The sequence below is a fragment of the Mesorhizobium sp. WSM3862 genome (assembly GCF_002294985.1).
Classification (GTDB): domain Bacteria; phylum Pseudomonadota; class Alphaproteobacteria; order Rhizobiales; family Rhizobiaceae; genus Mesorhizobium.
Window position 1 is genome coordinate 647,638 of the sequence record NZ_NSGE01000004.1, and the last position, 17,232, is coordinate 664,869.

13 protein-coding genes and 1 pseudogene are annotated in these 17,232 nt (G+C 63.7%); 8 read left to right on the forward strand and 6 right to left on the reverse strand.

Annotated features, from left to right (window positions below):
* Position 1: 1 nt before the first annotated feature.
* Positions 2–1,006 (forward strand): inorganic phosphate transporter, encoded by a 1,005-nt coding sequence (locus CK224_RS15440; RefSeq protein WP_095782335.1) that lies wholly within the window; start codon positions 2–4, stop codon positions 1,004–1,006.
* Positions 1,007–1,015: 9 nt separating this feature from the next.
* Here the strand turns inward: CK224_RS15440 and CK224_RS15445 are convergent, their stop codons facing one another.
* The gene (locus tag CK224_RS15445) at positions 1,016–1,393 is read right to left on the reverse strand and encodes a VOC family protein (protein ID WP_067324386.1); all 378 of its coding nucleotides are present in this window, start codon (positions 1,391–1,393) and stop codon (positions 1,016–1,018) included.
* A 206-nt stretch (positions 1,394–1,599) separates the two neighbouring features.
* Here CK224_RS15445 and CK224_RS15450 point away from each other — a divergent pair, with 206 nt between their 5' ends.
* A complete protein-coding gene (locus tag CK224_RS15450; protein WP_245425953.1) occupies positions 1,600–2,781 on the forward strand; it encodes an Mrp/NBP35 family ATP-binding protein in 1,182 nt (393 codons plus the stop codon).
* Positions 2,782–2,799: 18 nt separating this feature from the next.
* On the opposite strand, the pseudogene CK224_RS15455 reads toward CK224_RS15450, so the two are convergent.
* A pseudogene (locus CK224_RS15455) lies at positions 2,800–2,955 on the reverse strand (SRPBCC domain-containing protein); the annotation flags it as partial.
* Between the two features lie 126 nt (positions 2,956–3,081).
* On the opposite strand from CK224_RS15455, the gene CK224_RS15460 reads away from it, so the two are divergent.
* Together CK224_RS15460 and CK224_RS15465 are read left to right on the forward strand one after the other, a co-directional pair.
* Entirely contained in the window at positions 3,082–4,887 is a 1,806-nt protein-coding gene (locus CK224_RS15460) for an IlvD/Edd family dehydratase (protein ID WP_095782337.1), read from the forward strand.
* Between the two features lie 131 nt (positions 4,888–5,018).
* The gene (locus tag CK224_RS15465) at positions 5,019–5,417 is read left to right on the forward strand and encodes a hypothetical protein (protein WP_095782338.1); all 399 of its coding nucleotides are present in this window, start codon (positions 5,019–5,021) and stop codon (positions 5,415–5,417) included.
* Between the two features lie 8 nt (positions 5,418–5,425).
* On the opposite strand, the gene CK224_RS15470 is transcribed toward CK224_RS15465, so the two are convergent.
* Complete coding sequence (locus tag CK224_RS15470) at positions 5,426–7,015, reverse strand: trimethylamine methyltransferase family protein (protein ID WP_095782339.1); 1,590 nt, start codon at positions 7,013–7,015, stop codon at positions 5,426–5,428.
* Positions 7,016–7,236: 221 nt separating this feature from the next.
* The gene (locus CK224_RS15475; protein WP_040974759.1) at positions 7,237–8,730 is read right to left on the reverse strand and encodes a PLP-dependent aminotransferase family protein; all 1,494 of its coding nucleotides are present in this window, start codon (positions 8,728–8,730) and stop codon (positions 7,237–7,239) included.
* A 303-nt stretch (positions 8,731–9,033) separates the two neighbouring features.
* On the opposite strand from CK224_RS15475, the gene pgi reads away from it, so the two are divergent.
* Positions 9,034–10,677, forward strand: a complete 1,644-nt coding sequence (pgi, locus tag CK224_RS15480) for a glucose-6-phosphate isomerase (protein ID WP_095782340.1) — start codon at positions 9,034–9,036, stop codon at positions 10,675–10,677.
* A 5-nt stretch (positions 10,678–10,682) separates the two neighbouring features.
* Positions 10,683–11,408, forward strand: a complete 726-nt coding sequence (locus CK224_RS15485) for an HAD family hydrolase (protein WP_095782341.1) — start codon at positions 10,683–10,685, stop codon at positions 11,406–11,408.
* Here the strand turns inward: CK224_RS15485 and CK224_RS15490 are convergent, their stop codons facing one another.
* Positions 11,409–12,119 (reverse strand): 50S ribosomal protein L11 methyltransferase, encoded by a 711-nt coding sequence (locus CK224_RS15490; RefSeq protein ID WP_245425946.1) that lies wholly within the window; start codon positions 12,117–12,119, stop codon positions 11,409–11,411.
* Complete coding sequence (locus tag CK224_RS15495; RefSeq protein ID WP_095782342.1) at positions 12,116–14,089, reverse strand: long-chain fatty acid--CoA ligase; 1,974 nt, start codon at positions 14,087–14,089, stop codon at positions 12,116–12,118. Before CK224_RS15495 ends, CK224_RS15490 begins: the two co-directional genes overlap by 4 nt.
* Positions 14,090–14,566: 477 nt before the next feature.
* Between CK224_RS15495 and CK224_RS15500 the strand changes: the two genes are divergently transcribed.
* Positions 14,567–16,165: an ABC transporter substrate-binding protein gene (locus CK224_RS15500; RefSeq protein ID WP_067003638.1), complete on the forward strand. Its 1,599-nt coding sequence runs from the start codon at positions 14,567–14,569 to the stop codon at positions 16,163–16,165.
* A 50-nt stretch (positions 16,166–16,215) separates the two neighbouring features.
* A complete protein-coding gene (locus CK224_RS15505; protein WP_067003640.1) occupies positions 16,216–17,223 on the forward strand; it encodes an ABC transporter permease subunit in 1,008 nt (335 codons plus the stop codon).
* Positions 17,224–17,232: the final 9 nt, after the last annotated feature.

Here is a 17,232-nt window from a genome sequence, read left to right on the forward strand (position 1 = left end):
GATGGACGCTGCGATCGCCTTTCCCCTGCTGGTCGGCCTCGTCGCCGTGGCGCTGTTCTTCGATTTCCTCAACGGCCTGCACGATGCCGCCAACTCGATCGCGACTATCGTCTCCACCCGCGTGCTGAGGCCGCACTATGCCGTGTTCTGGGCGGCTTTCTTCAATTTCATCGCCTTCCTGTTCTTCGGTCTGCATGTCGCCGAGACGGTGGGAAAGGGCATCGTCGACGCCGAGACCGTGACCCCCGCAGTGATCTTCGCCGCGCTCATCGGAGCCATCGTCTGGAACATCGTCACTTGGATCGCCGGCATTCCGTCGAGCAGCTCGCATGCGCTGATCGGCGGGTTGGTCGGCGCCGGCGTCGCCAAGGCCGGCCCGGGGGCCATCGTCTGGTCCGGGCTCGGCAAGACGGCTGCGGCGATCGTGCTCTCGCCGGCGACCGGATTCGTGCTGGCGCTTGTCCTTATCCTCATCGTCTCATGGCTGTTCGTTCGGCAGACGCCGTTCGCGGTCGATAACAGCTTTCGCGTCCTGCAGTTCTTCTCGGCTTCGCTCTATTCGCTGGGGCACGGCGGCAATGACGCGCAGAAGACCATGGGCATCATCGCCGTGCTGCTCTATTCGCAAGGCATGCTCGGCCAGAGCTTCCACGTGCCGTTCTGGGTGGTCATCACCTGCCAGTCCGCACTGGCGCTGGGCACGCTCTTCGGCGGCTGGCGCATCGTGCACACGATGGGATCGAAGATCACTCGGCTGAACCCGATGCAGGGTTTTTGCGCCGAGACCGGCGGGGCGATAACGTTGTTCGCCGCCACCTGGCTCGGTGTCCCGGTCTCGACCACGCATACAATCACCGGCGCCATCATCGGCGTGGGTGCTGCCCGCCGCATCTCGGCTGTACGCTGGGGCATTGCCGGCAACATTGTCGTGGCGTGGGTGATCACCCTGCCGGCGACTGCGGCGATTTCGGCGTTGACCTATTTTGTCACGCGCCTGGCGGTCTGAGGCTGAAATCTACTCGCCCGCAAGACAAAGTATGTTGCCGTCCGGGTCCTTGAACCAGGCGACCTTCATGCCGTAGCCGACATGGACATCGCCCTCAAGCGTCAGCCCGGGCATCTCATAGCGCTCGAAGGTGACGCCCTTCGACTTCAGCGCCTGGACAATGGCGCCGATCTGGTCGCCGACCGTCCAGGTCAACGCCGTCGCCTTGTTGGTACCGGCGAATTCTGAACGATAGACGTTGATGACCGTGTCGCCACTTTTGTAGACGATCAGTTCTCCGGCCATGTCGTCGACAGGCTTGAGGCCCAGCGTTCCTTCGTAAAAGCCCTTTGCTCTCGAAAGGTCTTTCACCGCCACATTGGCGGCTGCGTTGCTGTTTGCGAGCATGACAGTCTCCTTTTCCGGTTGCCGTCGCTCATGGCAACCGAGATAGGGCCCCTGGATCGATTGGCCATGGCAATCGGCGGATCGGGACGCGCTAGGCAAATCCGACACCACCGGTCGTTTTGCGGAGCACGCCGGACGAGCCATTGCGCCACGGCTTGGTTCTGCCGGGAAACTGCACTATCTGGAACGCCAAACTCCGAGGAAAGATCATGGCTGTAACCAAGGAAACCGTCATCGAGCGCCTGAGGACGGTCAATGGACCGGACTTCACCGGCAACATCGTCGACCTCGGCCTGGTATCTGAGATTTTCATCGCCGATTCCAAGGTGTTTTTCTCGATTACCGTTCCCGCCGCCCGCGCCCAGGAGATGGAGCCGCTGCGCGCCGCCGCCGAGCGTGTCGTCAAGGCGATCCCCGGCGTCGCCAACGCCGTCGTCGCGCTGACGGCGGAGAAGAAAGGCGGCGGCATGGAGGCGCCGGTTCGGCCGGCTTCGCAAGCAGCGTCGCCACGCCCTGCTCCCCAGGCAGCGCCGCAGCGTCCTGGCCCGCAGGCGACGGCTTCTCACAGTCACGGCAAACGCGGCGTGCCCGGCATCGATGCGATCATCGCGGTGGCGTCCGGCAAGGGCGGCGTCGGCAAATCGACCACCGCCGTCAACCTGGCGCTCGGCCTTGCCGCCAATGGGCTAAGCGTCGGCGTGCTCGATGCCGATATCTACGGGCCGTCAATGCCGAGGCTGCTCAACATTCACGGCCGGCCGCAGACGGTCGACGGCAAGATTCTGAAGCCGATGCAGAATTACGGCCTCAAGGTGATGTCGATGGGCTTCCTGGTCGACGAGGAGACGCCGATGATCTGGCGCGGCCCGATGGTCATGTCGGCGCTCACCCAGATGCTGCGCGAGGTCGAATGGGGACCGCTCGACGTGCTGGTCGTCGATATGCCGCCCGGCACCGGCGATGCCCAGCTCACCATGGCCCAGCAGGTGCCGCTGGCCGGTGCCGTCATCGTCTCGACGCCGCAGGACCTGGCGCTCATCGATGCGCGCAAGGGCCTCAACATGTTCAAGAAGGTCGACGTGCCGCTGCTCGGCATCGTCGAGAACATGAGCTATTTCCTCGCGCCCGACACCGGCAAGCGCTACGACATCTTTGGCCATGGCGGCGCGCGGCGCGAGGCCGAACGGCTCGGCGTCACCTTCCTTGGCGAGGTGCCGCTGGAGATGGGCATCCGCGAAAGCTCCGACGCCGGCGCTCCGGTCGTCGCATCCAAGCCGGACGGCGCCGAGGCGAAGATCTATCGCGATATCGCCGCGAGGGTATGGGACAGGGTCCAAGAGGAACGCGGCGCCGCCGAGGCGGCAGTGCCCAGCATCGTGTTCGAGTAATTCGCCGGGCCGGCGCTAGGTGTCCGATTTCCTTTCCAGGCTCCGGCAGCCGGGAATCGCCTCCTTCAGGATTTCCGGGTCGTTGAGGGCTTCCCACACTTTCTCGACGGGTGCGGCGATCCGCTCCTCGCCCTCGATCACCAAAGCCCCCAAGATCTCCCGGATTGAGGACATCGACTGGTCCTAGGCCGCGGCCCTTTCTATGTCTATCGCACCAAAGTGCGGGTCTGCGGCGTGTCTGCCACTTGCCTGCATGAGCGCGTTGTCATATCGATTTGTCATACAAATACGGAGACCACGATGGCAGGCGCCCCCACCAAGAAGAAGAAATTTCGCTCGCAGGAGTGGTTCGACAATCCCGACAACCCGGGCATGACGGCGCTCTATCTCGAGCGCTACCTCAATTACGGGCTGACCCGCGCCGAGCTGATGTCGGGCAAGCCGCTGATCGGCATCGCGCAGACGGGTTCTGATCTCTCGCCCTGCAACCGGCACCATCTTGAGCTCGCCAAGCGCGTGCGCGAAGGCATTGTCTCGATGGGCGGCATCCCCTTCGAGTTCCCGTGCCACCCGATCCAGGAGACCGGCAAGCGGCCGACGGCGGCGCTCGACCGCAACCTCGCCTATCTCAGCCTCGTCGAGGTGCTCTACGGCTATCCGCTCGACGGCGTCGTGCTGACCATCGGCTGCGACAAGACTACGCCCGCGCTCTTGATGGCGGCGGCGACTGTCAACATCCCGGCGATCGCGCTTTCGGTCGGCCCGATGCTCAATGGCTGGCATAAGGGCAAGCGCACCGGCTCCGGCACCATTGTCTGGGAATCGCGCCAGCGGCTGTCGGCCGGCGAGATCAATTATGACGAGTTCATGGACATCGTCGCCTCCTCGGCGCCGTCGACCGGCTATTGCAACACCATGGGTACCGCCACCACCATGAACTCGCTGGCCGAGGCGCTCGGCATGCAGCTGCCGGGCTCGGCCGCGATCCCCGCGCCCTATCGCGAGCGCGGCCAGATCGCCTACGAGACCGGCAAGCGCATCGTCGATATGGTGCATGAGGACCTGAAGCCGTCGGACATCATGACCCGCCAGGCGTTCGAGAATGCCATCGTCGTCAATTCGGCCATCGGCGGCTCGACCAACGCGCCGATCCACCTCAATGCCATCGCCCGCCATCTCGGCGTGCCGCTCGACAATGACGACTGGCAGAACATCGGCCTTAACGTGCCGCTGATCGTCAACCTGCAGCCGACGGGCGAGTATCTCGGCGAGGACTATCACCATGCCGGCGGCGTGCCGGCCGTCGTGGCGGAGTTGCTGAAAGGCGGACTATTGCCGCACCCCGACGCGATCACCGCCAACGGGAAGTCGATCGGCGACAATTGCCGCGGCGCGGTCAACGAGAATCATGATGTCATCCGCGGCGTCGACAAGCCGCTCAAGAGCAATGCCGGCTTCATCAACCTCAAGGGCAATCTGTTCGATTCCGCGATCATGAAGACCAGCGGCATCTCGCCCGAATTCCGCGAGCGCTATCTCTCGAACCCGAACGATCCGGAGGCTTTCGAAGGCAACGCCATGGTCTTCGACGGCCCGGAGGATTACCACGCCCGCATCGACGATCCGGCGCAGGGCATCGACGAGCACACGATCCTGTTCATGCGCGGCGCCGGCCCGGTCGGCTATCCGGGCGGCGCCGAGGTGGTCAACATGCAGCCGCCGGCCCATCTCATCAAGAAGGGCATCCATTCGCTGGCCTGCATCGGCGACGGTCGCCAGTCCGGCACGTCGGGTTCGCCATCGATCCTCAACGCCTCGCCGGAGGCAGCGGTCGGCGGCGGGCTGGCGCTGCTCAAGACCGGCGACCGCGTCCGCATCGACCTGAGGAAGGGCACCGCCAATATCCTTGTCGGCGACGAGGAGATCGCCAGGCGGCGGGCAGCGCTGCAGGGCAATGGCGGCTATGACTATCCCGAGCACCAGACGCCCTGGCAGGAGATCCAGCGCGGCATGGTCGACCAGTTCTCCGCCGGCATGGTGCTGAAGCCGGCGGTGAAATATCAGGATGTCGCGCATACCAGGGGCGTCCCGCGCGACAACCACTGAATTCAGAGCACGGCGACAATCGAAGGGCGGACCGCTTTCCGGCGGACCGCCCTTTCTCATGGCCCTTGTTTCGGCCGCGGGGCGTCTACAGATTAGCCCGATCCCGGCGGCCCTACGAAGGGAGGCTCTATATGGCGAAACGGCGCTCTTCCCTCGGCTTCCTCGGCATGTTCGGCCGGTCGGGCGACTTGCGCCAGCTCGACGACGCCTTGCGCAAGGCCGACTTGCATCCGGCACTGGTGCCTGAGGGCGTCAAGCTCACCATCGTCAACCTGATGAAGGATCATTGGCCCGAGGAGCCGCCGCCTCAGGCTTATCAATCAGTGGCGCAACTCTGCGGCTATTGCGTCGCCGGACCGGAAACCTTCGAGCGGGCCAATGGCAGGGAGCACACTTTGGAAGCCGAGCGCCGCATCGAGGCCGCGCTCGAAGCCGGCGACAGCCTCGATGCGCAGATCGTGCTGTTGACGCTGCATGCGAAGCTGATCAACGCCGAAGTCGTCGAGCGCTTCGGGCTGCGTGCGGAGTGATCTGCAGATCAGCCGCCCATCTTGTTGCGCGGCAGCTTGATCATCTCGCCGAAGCGCGCGCGCAGCTTGTCGTCGACGAGCCGCGACACATGGCGCGGAAAGCGCTCGGCCAGCACGCGCTTTTTCTCGGCGATCGCCCGCTGCAAAATGTCGGGCCGGCCCTTCTCATTCCATTCCTTGGGCGAGAAGCGATCGCCGACTGCGGGATAAAAATATTCGGTCTGCATCAGCTTCAAAGTCTGCTCGTTGCCGAGATAGTGACCGGGGCCCTTGAGGCAGACATCGGCGATCGTGTCGATCGACAGCGCCTCGTCCGTCACCTCGATGCCGCGCACGCATCGCAGGCAGTGGCCGAGCATGTCGTTGTCGATGATCAGGCTTTCGAGACAGAAGCCGAGCAGCGAGGCATGCATGCCGGCCGATTCATAGACGAGGTTGAGGCCGGCAAGACCGGCCATCACATCGGTGATGCCTTTTTCATAGCCGGACTGGATGTCGGGCAGCTTCGAATCCGTCATGCCCGCGGCCGAGCCGCCCGGCAGGTCGTAATACTGCGCCATCTGCGCGCAGGCCGCGGTCAACACGGCCTGCTCGGCCGAACCGCCGGACATGGCGCCGGTCCGGAGATCGGAGACGAACGGCCAGGTGCCGAAGATCGCCGGATGGCCGGGCTTGATGGCGTTGACATAGACGAGGCCCATCAGCACTTCGGCCACCGCCTGCACGACGGCGCCGGCAATCGCGGCGGGAGCTGTGGCGCCGGCCTGGCCGGCCGACAAGAGCAGGATCGGAATGCCGCCCTCGACGCAGGCCTCAAGCACGCCGCAGGCGTCCTCGGCGAACTTCATCGGCGGCACCACGAAGCAGTTCGAGTTCGACACGAAAGGGCGCGCCCGGAAATTCTCCTCGCCGCCGGCGATCGCATAGAGCATTTCCAGCGCCGGCTTGACGTTCTCTCGCACGGTGAACGAGGTGCCGACATGCTTGGATGTCCCCAGTACGCAGGCATAGAGCGTGTTGAAGTCCATCTCGAGCGGATCGGGAATATCGCGCGGCACCATGGTGCGCTGGAAGAAATGGATGTTGTCGAGCCCGTCGACGAGACGGGCGGCGTCATAGATGTCCTGCAGCTGCGATTCGCGATATTCGCGCTTCTCGACATCGACCAGATGCACCGCCGCGCCGGCCGTGCCGTAGTGGACGCGTTTGCCCTGGATCACCATGTCGTGCTTGGGATCCTGGCCGTGGAGCGTGAAGTGGCGCGCCGCCTTCTTGATCGTGTCGAGCACCAGCGCGCGCGGCAGGCGGATGCGGCCGTCGTCGCCATAGCTCGCCCCGACCCCGGTCAGCGCCTCGATGCAGGAGGGGATGGCGTTGGCGAAGCCCACCGTCTCCAGAAGCGTCAGCACCGCTTCATGGATGCGTTCTTTGTCGTTCTGGCTCAATGGCCCGTAGCTGCCGCCTTCGAGGCCGGCTCGCACCGGACGGATATCGTCTGCGAGCGGTGCTGCCCGCATCGCGCGGCGCGCTTCGCGCCCGCCGGACCGCCGCGAACGCTGGTCCGACGTCGTTTCCTGCTTCTCAAGAGCCACTGACATGGAAAGCACTCCACCTTTGCTTTTTCAGGGGCAGGATGCGCGGCGGTTGGTCCACCATCGGCCTGCCTCGTCCCCTTTGTGCCTCGACTATGCCGTCGGCATTGGCACAGCCTATGAGCCAGTCAATCCCGTCGAATATGCCAGGATGCTAAAGCCTCAAGGCGCGCCAAAACAAAAGAGCCGGCAAAAACGCCGGCTCTTGATGTGGCAGTCCGTGGTGATCAGGCGGCAGCGGGCCTGCGGCCGGCGGCTGTGGCGAGCTCCCGAATCCCGGGCTCGATGTGCTGCAGCGAGATCGAGGAGATGCCCAAACGCATGAAACGCGAGGGCTTTTCGCTGCGGTCGAAGAACCGGTCGCCGGGTTCGATGATGACGCTGCGGGAAGCGGCCGCTTCGGCGAGCCCTCGTGAATCGGTACCGCGCGGGCCCTCCAGCCACAACGATGTGCCTCCCGCCGAGTCGGTCGAGCGCCATTCTGGCAGGAAAGCGGAAATCGCATGGACCAGACGCTTGCGCCGCTCGTCGAAGGCGGCGGAGAGCCTGCGCACCAGCGCCTCGTGATGGCCGAGCGACAAAAACAGCGCAACGGCGCGCTGGTTGTTTGCCGGCGGATGCCTGAGCATGAAGCGACGCAACGCGCGAAGCTCGGCAATCAGTCCTGCCGAAGCGACGATGTAGCCGAGCCTCAGACCCGGAGCCAGCGTCTTCGACATCGAGCCGACATAGATGACGCGGCCCGAGCGATCGAGGCTCTTCAGCGCCTGCTGCGGCGCCTCGTCGAGAAGCTGGCTGTCATAGCCGTCCTCGATGATGATCTGGTTGTTGCGGTTGGCTCGCGCCAGCAAATCCTGCCGCCGCTCGGCGGACAACGGCACCATCGTCGGGCAATGGTGGCTTGGGGTGACGAATACAAAGCCGGAATCGCTTGGGATCGCCGAGGTCACGATGCCCGACTGGTCGACAGGGACCGGCTGGATATCGGCGCCGGCGAGCCGGAAGATCGAGCGGGCATCCGGATAGCCGGGGTCTTCCATTGCCACCTTCGAGCCCTTGGTCATCAACAGCGAGGCGAGCATATAGAGCGCGTTCTGCGCGCCCAACGTCACGATGATCTCGTCCGGATTGGCGAAGATGCCGCGGCGCGGCAAAAGCCGGGCCTGGATCTGCTCGATGAGCAGCGGATCGTCCCGGTCGACCATGTCCGATGCCCAGTTGCGGATCTCCAGCACCGCGAGCGCCATGCGGTTGCACTCGCGCCATTCCGCGGTCGGAAACAGCGCCGGATCGAACTGGCCGTAGACGAACGGATAGGAGGACTTGATCCAGTTGTCGTGCTTGGCCGGCGGCGGCATATCGCTGGCGGCGATCTGCCGACGCGCCTTCCAGTCGATCTCATTCTGCTGGTCGGGCGCCTTCTGGTGCGGCTTGGCGGGGGTGGCCAGCACTTCAGGGTTGACGAAGTGGCCGCGCCTCTCGCGCGCCACAAGAAAACCTTGGTCGACCAGCTGCTGGAAGGCAAGCACCACCGTGCCGCGGGCAACGCCAAGTTTTTCCGCCAGAATCCGGCAGGATGGCAGCGGCATCGAAGCGGCGATCTGCCGGTCGAGGATGGCTGCGACGATCGCCTGGCGGATCTGTGCCTGGAGAGTTTGTCCGGATTCGGCCGAAATCCGGAACAGGCCGGACCATATGGCCGTGTCATTGCGCTGTGGCATGGGAGATCATCCTCGGATGGCCAGCTGTTTTCACTTGGCTGGACCAGTCGAGTGTAGGGGTGGCACAAGGGGTTGCGCCAATCAATTTTTCTGATCGCTGGGATTTATGCCAGTGATCCATTGGTCACGAAAGGGGCGCGTCCGCCAGGGAAGCGATGTTGCGGGGCATCATAAAAGCGTGATGCAGTGCGTCACTGCCGCGCTTGAACGAAACGGAAATCCGGCTCAATACAATGTCGCGACGACACGCGCCGGAAACATCGGGCCTGTTAAAATGGTCTAAAAACCCGCCAGGAGCCACCATTGGATCAGTCAGCCTTCGACAAGCAGGTCACCGCCCTGCGTGAGCAGCGCGCGGCAGCCAAGGGCACGATGCGCGAAGCCTTCGCCGCCGATCCCAAGCGCTTCGAGAGATTCTCCGCCACAGATGGCGATCTTCTGCTCGACTGGTCGAAATGCGCGGTCGACGCCGACACGATGGCAATGCTGGAGACGCTCGCCGGCGCCGCCGACCTCGAAGGCCGACGCGCCGCGATGTTCGAAGGCAAGAAGATCAACATCACCGAAAACCGCGCCGTGCTGCACACGGCGCTGCGCAATCTGACCGGCAAGAGTGTCGTGGTCGATGGCCAGGACACCAAGGCCGATGTGAACGCCGTGCTCGACGCGATGGGCGCCTTCGCTGATGCGATTCGCTCCGGCGAGGCGGCCGGCGCCACCGGCAAGAAGATCACCGACATCGTCAATATCGGCATTGGCGGCTCGGATCTTGGCCCGGCGATGGTGACGTTGGCGCTCGCTCCCTACCATGACGGCCCGCGTGCGCATTATGTCTCCAACGTCGACGGCGCCCACATCCACGACACGCTGAAAGGCCTGTCTCCCGAGACGACTTTGTTCATCATCGCCTCCAAGACTTTCACCACTGTCGAGACGATGACCAATGCCGAGACGGCGCGCAGATGGGTGGAAAAGGCGCTGGGCAAGCAAGCGATCGGCAAGCATTTCGCCGCCGTCTCGACCGCGCTCGACCTGGTGGCCAAGTTCGGCATCGCCTCCGACCGCGTCTTCGGTTTCTGGGACTGGGTCGGCGGCCGCTACTCGGTCTGGAGCGCCATCGGCCTGCCGGTGATGATCGCCATCGGCCCGCGCAATTTCCGCGCCTTCCTCGACGGCGCGCATGAGATGGACGAGCATTTCCGCTCGGCCCCGCTGCAAAAGAACCTGCCTGTTTTGCTGGGGCTGATCGGCTGGTGGCACCGCGTCGTCTGCAAATACCCGGCCCGTGCCGTCATTCCATACGATCAGCGCCTGTCGCGCCTGCCGGCCTATCTGCAGCAGCTCGATATGGAATCGAACGGCAAGAGCGTGACACTGGACGGCCGCGCGGTGACGACGCCGACCGGCCCGCTGGTCTGGGGCGAGCCCGGTACCAACGGCCAGCACGCCTTTTTCCAGCTTTTGCACCAGGGCAGCGATTTCATCCCGGTCGAGTTTCTTGCCGCAGCCGTCAGCCACGAGCCCGAGCTGAGGACCCACCACGATCTCTTGCTTGCCAATTGCCTGGCGCAGTCGGAAGCCTTCATGAAGGGCCGCACGCTGGAAGAGGCGCGCGCGCAGATGCTGGCCAAGGGCATGAAGCCCGCCGATGTCGATCGCATCGCGCCGCATCGCGTCTTTTCGGGCAACCGTCCGTCGCTCACCATCCTCTACCGCAAGCTTGATCCGCGCACGCTCGGTCGCCTGATCGCGCTCTATGAGCATCGCGTCTTCGTCGAGGGCACGCTGTTCAACATCAACTCGTTCGACCAGTGGGGTGTCGAGCTTGGCAAGGAACTGGCGACAGGCCTGCTGCCTGTCGTGGAAGGCAAGGAGACTGCCGCAAAACGCGACGCCTCGACTGCCGGATTGGTGGCTCATGTCCACCAATTGCGTGGCGCGGAGTGAACGGATTGTCGGATATCAAGGGAATTCTGTTCGACAAGGACGGGACGCTTGTCGACTTCAACGCTACCTGGCTCGGCATTGCCGATTTCATGGCCATGGACGCCGCCGAAGGCGATCGCTGGAAAGCCGACAGGTTGCTCGCCGCCGCCGGCTTCGATTTCGTCAGCAAGCGCTTCAAGCCGGATTCGATCTTTGCCTCGGGCTCGAACATGGACGTCGTCGAGCTCTGGTTCCCGCGCCTGTCGGAGGAGGACCAGATGCTGGCCGTCGCCCGCTTCAACGAGATCACCTCGGTTCAGGGCTCGTCGATGGCTGTCGCTCTGCCCGGTATCGTCGAATCGCTGCGGGCGCTGCACAAGCGATCCTTCCGGCTGGGCGTCGCCACCAACGATTCCACCAGCGGCGCCGAGAAGACGCTCGCCACGCTCGGTGTCGCGCAGCTCTTCGACGCCGCCTTCGGCTATGATGCGGTCGCGAATCCGAAGCCCGCGCCCGACACGGTCATCGCGTTCTGCGATCTGACGGGACTGAAGCCCGGCGAGATCGCCATGGTCGGCGACAATCGCCACGATCTCGAAATGGCGCGTGCCGGCGGCTGCGGCCTGGCGATCGGCGTGCTTTCCGGCACGGGCACGCGTGACTCGCTGTCGCCGATGGCCGACGTCATCCTGGATTCGGTCGCCGACTTGCCGGATTTTCTCGCCGCGCGGATGAGTGTGCCGGCGGGCTGATCAGGGCTCGCTGGGAAGGAAGGCAAATACCCCGCTCGGTTTCGGCGCGCTACCGCCGTTTCCGCCGACATCAGGCACCTGATACTCGCCAAGCAGGCGAAGCCGCCGCCTCGGCAGCCAGGCGCGGCCCGGGTCGCCGACCAGCACCTCGATGCCCGCGGCAAGGCAGCGGTCGAGGAAGGGGACGATCCGCCGCGCGACCGCTTGCCCGTAGAAGACGTCGCCGGCGAGCACGAGATCGACCGACGGCGGCGAACCGGCGGTGATGTCCGCGCCGATTATGGTGACGGCTACGCCGTTGGCCTCCGCGTTGAGGCGGAGCGCGACGATGCCGTTGCGGTCGATCTCCACCGCGGTCACTTCCCTGGCCCCGGCTTTCGCCGCGGCGATGCCGACAAGGCCGGAACCGGCGCCGAGGTCGAGCACGCGCCGGCCGGCAACGGTTGACGGCCGATCGAGAACATAGCGCGCCAGCACTGCGCCGCCCGCCCAGGCATAGGCCCAGTAGGGCGGCTGCGGCTCGGCCGCGTGCTCGTGCGAGCCGTCCTCCGGTTCCAGCAGCCGCCTCAGCCCGCTGCCGGGATTGGGCGTATAGAGCCGGATTTCAGGCAGCGACGGCACCGACTGAAGCCGCATGTTCGCCTTGATGAATTCGGCGGGATCGAGGCCGGCGCGATCTTTTGGCGCCAGGCCGGCAACATTTTCGTTCAAATCTGCTCCCGCAAGGCGCGCCGCAGGATCTTGCCGACCGGCGTCTTCGGCAGTTCGGCGCGGAATTCGATGTATCTCGGCCGCTTGTAGCCGGTCAGGTTCTCGCGGCAATAGACAGTCAGCGTCTCGATGGTGAGCGCTGGATCCTTCCTGACCACGAACAGCTTCGGCACCTCGCCGGAGTGCTCGTCCGGCACGCCGATCGCCGCCACTTCGAGCACGCCCGGGTGCTGCGCCACGACTTCTTCCAGCTCGTTCGGATAGACGTTGAAACCGGAGACCAGGATCATGTCCTTCTTGCGGTCGACGATCTTGGTGTAGCCGCGCTCATCCATGAAGCCCATGTCGCCCGACTTGAAGAACCCGTCCTTGGTCATCACCTTGGCGGTCTCGTCCGGCCGGTTCCAGTAGCCGGCCATAACCTGCGGACCCCGGATGCAGATCTCTCCGACTTCGCCGAGCGGCACGTTGTTGCCGTCGTCGTCGCGGATGGCGATCTCGGTCGATGGCAGCGGCAGGCCGATCGTGCCGGTAAAGTCGCTGGAGCTGAACTTGTTGGCGGTCGCCACCGGCGAGGTTTCGGAAAGTCCGTAGCCTTCGCTCACCGGACAGCCCGTCAGCGCCTTCCAGCGCTCGGCCACGCCTTTCTGCACCGCCATGCCGCCGCCGAGAGTGAGGATCAGCGGCTTGAAGTCGAGCTTGCGGAAATCCTCATTGTTGAGCAGCGCGTTGAACAGCGTGTTGAGGCCGGGAAAGATGTGGACCGTGTATTTCTGCAGTTCTTTCACGAAGCCGGGAATGTCGCGCGGGTTCGGAATGAGCACGTTCTGCGCGCCTTGCTGCATGCCCATCAGCGCGTTCACCGTCAGCGCGAAGATGTGGTAGAGCGGCAGCGCGCAAACAAAGTTGAGATGCGCCGGCTTCGGCTTGACCGTATAGGCGTCCTCCACCCAGAGCGAATTCTGCGCCACGTTGGACAAGACGTTGCGGTGCAGCAGCGTCGCGCCTTTCGACACGCCGGTCGTGCCGCCGGTATATTGCAGGAAGGCGATATCGTCGCCCGACACCGCCGCCGGCTTGAAGGCGCTTGCCGAGCCCGCCTTGAGCGCGGCGTTGAATTTGACGTGGCCGGGCAGCGACCAGGCGGGAACCATCTTCTTCACCCGCCGCACGACGAGATTGACGATCGCGCCTTTCAGCCCGCCCAACATGTCGCCCATCGCCGCGACCACGACATGCTTGACCGGCGTCCTGGCGATCACCGCCTGCAGCGTGTTGGCGAAGTTCTCCAGAATGACGATGGCCTGCGCGCCGGAATCCTTGAGCTGATGCTCCAGCTCGCGCGGCGTGTAGAGCGGGTTGACGTTCACCACCGTGAAGCCGGCGCGAAGCACGGCCATCATCGCTACCGGGTATTGCAAAACGTTCGGCATCATCAGCGCCACGCGCGCGCCCTTCTCCAGTCCCTTCGACTGCAGATAGGCGCCGAAGGCCGCCGAAAGCCGCTCGAGCTCGGCATAGGAGATCGACTTGCCCATGCACACGAACGCCGGCCGGCTGGCGAACTGCTTGCAGGCGCCGACAAGGAAGTCGCCAATGGAATCGTAAGGCAGCGGACCGATCTCCGCCGGCATGTTCTTCGGGTAGTTTTTCAGCCAAGGCTTTTCCGGCAACCCTGCCGCGAGTTCCGTGATCGCCTTGGGCAGCCGCCTGGCCGATCCCGAGGCTGCCTTTGCCGCAGGCCTGGCGGTCTTTGCGGTTGCAGTCTTGGCGGCGGATGTGGGGTTCGTCTTCTTTGCAGCGGCAGCCGGTTTCGCAGTGGTCTTCGGCTTGGAGCCGGCCTTTGCAGGTGACGGCGTTTTGGCTGGCGAAGCGGTCTTGGAAGATGAAGCCTTGGGCGCGCCCGCATCGACGGGCGCGGCCTTGGCTCTTGCCTTCGCCGGGGGCGTTGTCTTTGCTGCTTTTGCCACCAAATCCCTCCCTGGTGTCCTGGTTTTGCTTCTGCGCCGCATCTCTTTCCGATTTCGGAAGCGTTCCTCCCGCTGCGGCCGATTGCGGATTCCAAGAAATCCGGCCTGGCATCTATGTATTGCCTCTATCGGCGGCCGTGCAAGTCTTGCCCCAGCGGCAGCGGCGGAAAGATTTGCCGCCGAAATCCTGTCCCTCGACGCCTCCCGCAGGCGTGTCCCAACGAGGACCTGGGATCGCAGGCAGGAGCTCCTTGTTTCATTTCGGCAGAGCCTCAATCAATAAAAAAATGCGGTTGTTAACATTAGCGTGAGCGAAAAATTCTGCTCATTTTTTCTGCTATTTGAGGAAAATGCGGATTCTTTTCCTGCTTACCGTGGGGTACGCAAACGGGGTGTTCCAAAGCCCCAAAAACGGTGCTTATATGCGCGCTTCGCGAGCCTGATAGAGGGGCTTGGAAGAACATCAGGGAGTGCTCAATGAAAAAGACAATGACTTTTGCAGCCGCGTTGCTGGCTGCAAGCGTCCTCGGCGGGATGGCCAATGCAAAGACGCTTGTTTATTGCTCGGAAGCGTCGCCGGCCAATTTCGATCCGGGTACGACGACGGGCGGCAACGACTTCGACGCTTCGTCGCGCACGGTCTATTCGCGCCTGGTCGAGTTCAAGCATGGCGGCACCGAGATCGAGCCCGGCCTCGCCGACAAATGGGAAATCTCCGACGACGGCCTGGTCTATACTTTCCACCTGCACCCTGGCGTGAAGTTCCAGACCACCGACTATTTCAAGCCGACCCGCGACCTCAATGCCGATGACGTCGTCTTCTCGTTCGACCGTCAGTTCAACAAGCAGAATCCGTGGAACGGCGAGAAGTATCTGCCGAACCTGACCTGGGACTACTACACCGGCATGGACATGCCGAAATACGTCGCCAAGTGGGAAAAGGTCGACGACCTCACCGTCAAGCTGACGCTGACCGAGCCGAACGCGCCGATGCTGGCCAATCTCGGCATGGACTTCGCCTCGATCGTGTCGAAGGAATATGCCGACCAGCTCGAGAAGGAAGGCAAGATGGCCGACTTCTCGACCAAGCCGATCGGCACCGGGCCGTTCCAGTTCGTCGACTATCAGCTCGACTCGGTCATCCGCTATGCGGCGAACCCCGACTACTTCAAGGGCAAGGAGAAGATCGACGATTTGGTCTTCGCCATCACGCCTGACGCGACCGCCCGCATCCAGAAGGTGCTGGCCGGCGAATGCGATGTCGCTCCCTATCCGAACCCGGCCGACATCGCCACCATCAAGGCCAACAAGGACGTGACCCTGATGGACCAGGCCGGGCTCAACATCGGCTACATGAGCTACAACACCACGATCCCGCCGCTCGACAAGCCGGAGGTTCGTCACGCGCTCAACCAGGCGATCGACCGGGAAGCGCTGATCAAGTCGCTGTTCCAGGACGCTGGCGCGACGCCGGCGCAGAACCTGATTCCGCCGACCATGTGGTCGTGGAACAAGGATGTGAAGTTCGATTCCTATGACCCGGAAGCGGCCAAGAAGGTGCTGGCCGACGCCGGGCTGAAGGAAATCCAGCTCTGGGCTTCCGACCGCGTTCGTCCTTACAACCCGAACTTCCAGCGCGCGGCTGAGCTGATCCAGGCCGACTGGGCCAAGGTCGGCGTCAAGGCCGAGATCGTCAACTACGAGTGGACCAAGTATCGCGAGGAAGGCAAGAAGAAGGAGCGTCCCGGCGCCTTCCAGATCGGCTGGACCGGCGACAATGGCGATCCGGACAATTTCTTCGCCACCCTCTTCGCGTGCTCGGCGATCGGCGTCTCGAACTATTCCAGCTGGTGCGACAAGGACTTCGAGGACCTGATCCAGAAGGCCAAGAAGACCAGCGACCAGGGCGAGCGCACCAAGCTCTATGAGCAGGCGCAGGAAATCTTCGCCAAGCAGGCGCCGGCCTTCCTGCTGGCTCACAGCCAGGTCTATGCCGTTGTCCGCAACAACGTCAGCGGCTTCAAGATGGACCCGCTCGGCATTCATCGCTTCGACGGCGTTGACAAGGCCGAGTAATATTTGCGAACGGGGCGGCGCGAATTGTCGCCGCCCCATTCCATTTCACGATGCTCAGATATCTCCTCAACAAAATCGCACTTCTGATCCCGACGCTCGTCGGCATCACCATCTGCGCCTTCGCCTTTGTCCGGCTGCTGCCCGGCGATCCGATCCTGGCCATGGCCGGCGAGCATGGCGTCACCCCCGCCCGCTACGAAGAGCTCAAGGAACAGTTCGGCTACAATCTGCCGGTCTGGGAGCAGTATGCGCGCTATGTCGGCGAGGTCGCGACCGGCGATTTCGGCGTCTCGATTTCCTCCAAGCGCCCGGTGCTCCAGGAGTTCAAGACGCTCTTTCCGGCGACGCTGGAATTGTCCTTCTTCGCCATGATCTTCGCCATGGCGATCGGCATTCCGGCCGGCATATTCGCGGCCGTCAAACGCGGCTCATGGTTCGATCAGTCATTGATGGGCACCGCGCTGGTCGGCTATTCCATGCCGATCTTCTGGTGGGGCCTGCTGCTCATCATCTTCTTTTCCGGCTATCTCGGCTGGACGCCGGTGTCGGGCCGCATGGGCCTGCAGTTCTTCCTGAAGCCGATCACCGGTTTCATGACCATCGACAGCATTCTCTACGGCAAATGGGACGCGCTGCGCTCGGCGCTCAGCCATCTCATCCTCCCGGCGATCGTGCTCGGCACGATTCCGCTGGCGGTGATCGCGCGCCAGACCCGTTCGGCCATGCTTGAGGTGCTCGGTGAAGACTATGTCCGCACCGCCCGCGCCAAGGGCCTTTCCGCCGCCCGCGTCATCGGTGCGCACGCACTTCGCAACGCCCTGATCCCGGTCGTCACCACGATCGGCCTGCAGGTCGGCACGCTGCTTGCCGGCGCCATCCTCACCGAAACCATCTTCGCCTGGCCGGGCATCGGCAAGTGGATGGTCGATTCCATCTTCAAGCGCGACTATGTCGTCGTGCAGTCAGGTCTGCTTTTGATCGCACTTATCGTCATGGCCGTTAACCTCATCGTCGACGTGCTCTACGCCGTCATCAACCCGCGCATCAGGGCGGCGTGATGAGCCAGT

Coding starts and splice junctions, on each gene's coding strand:
- CK224_RS15440 (WP_095782335.1), top strand. CDS start 2: ATGGACGCTGCGATCGCCTTTCCCCTGCTGGTCGGCCTCGTCGCCGTG.
- CK224_RS15445 (WP_067324386.1), bottom strand. CDS start 1,393: ATGCTCGCAAACAGCAACGCAGCCGCCAATGTGGCGGTGAAAGACCTT.
- CK224_RS15460 (WP_095782337.1), top strand. CDS start 3,082: ATGGCAGGCGCCCCCACCAAGAAGAAGAAATTTCGCTCGCAGGAGTGG.
- CK224_RS15465 (WP_095782338.1), top strand. CDS start 5,019: ATGGCGAAACGGCGCTCTTCCCTCGGCTTCCTCGGCATGTTCGGCCGG.
- CK224_RS15470 (WP_095782339.1), bottom strand. CDS start 7,015: ATGTCAGTGGCTCTTGAGAAGCAGGAAACGACGTCGGACCAGCGTTCG.
- CK224_RS15475 (WP_040974759.1), bottom strand. CDS start 8,730: ATGCCACAGCGCAATGACACGGCCATATGGTCCGGCCTGTTCCGGATT.
- CK224_RS15500 (WP_067003638.1), top strand. CDS start 14,567: ATGAAAAAGACAATGACTTTTGCAGCCGCGTTGCTGGCTGCAAGCGTC.
- CK224_RS15505 (WP_067003640.1), top strand. CDS start 16,216: ATGCTCAGATATCTCCTCAACAAAATCGCACTTCTGATCCCGACGCTC.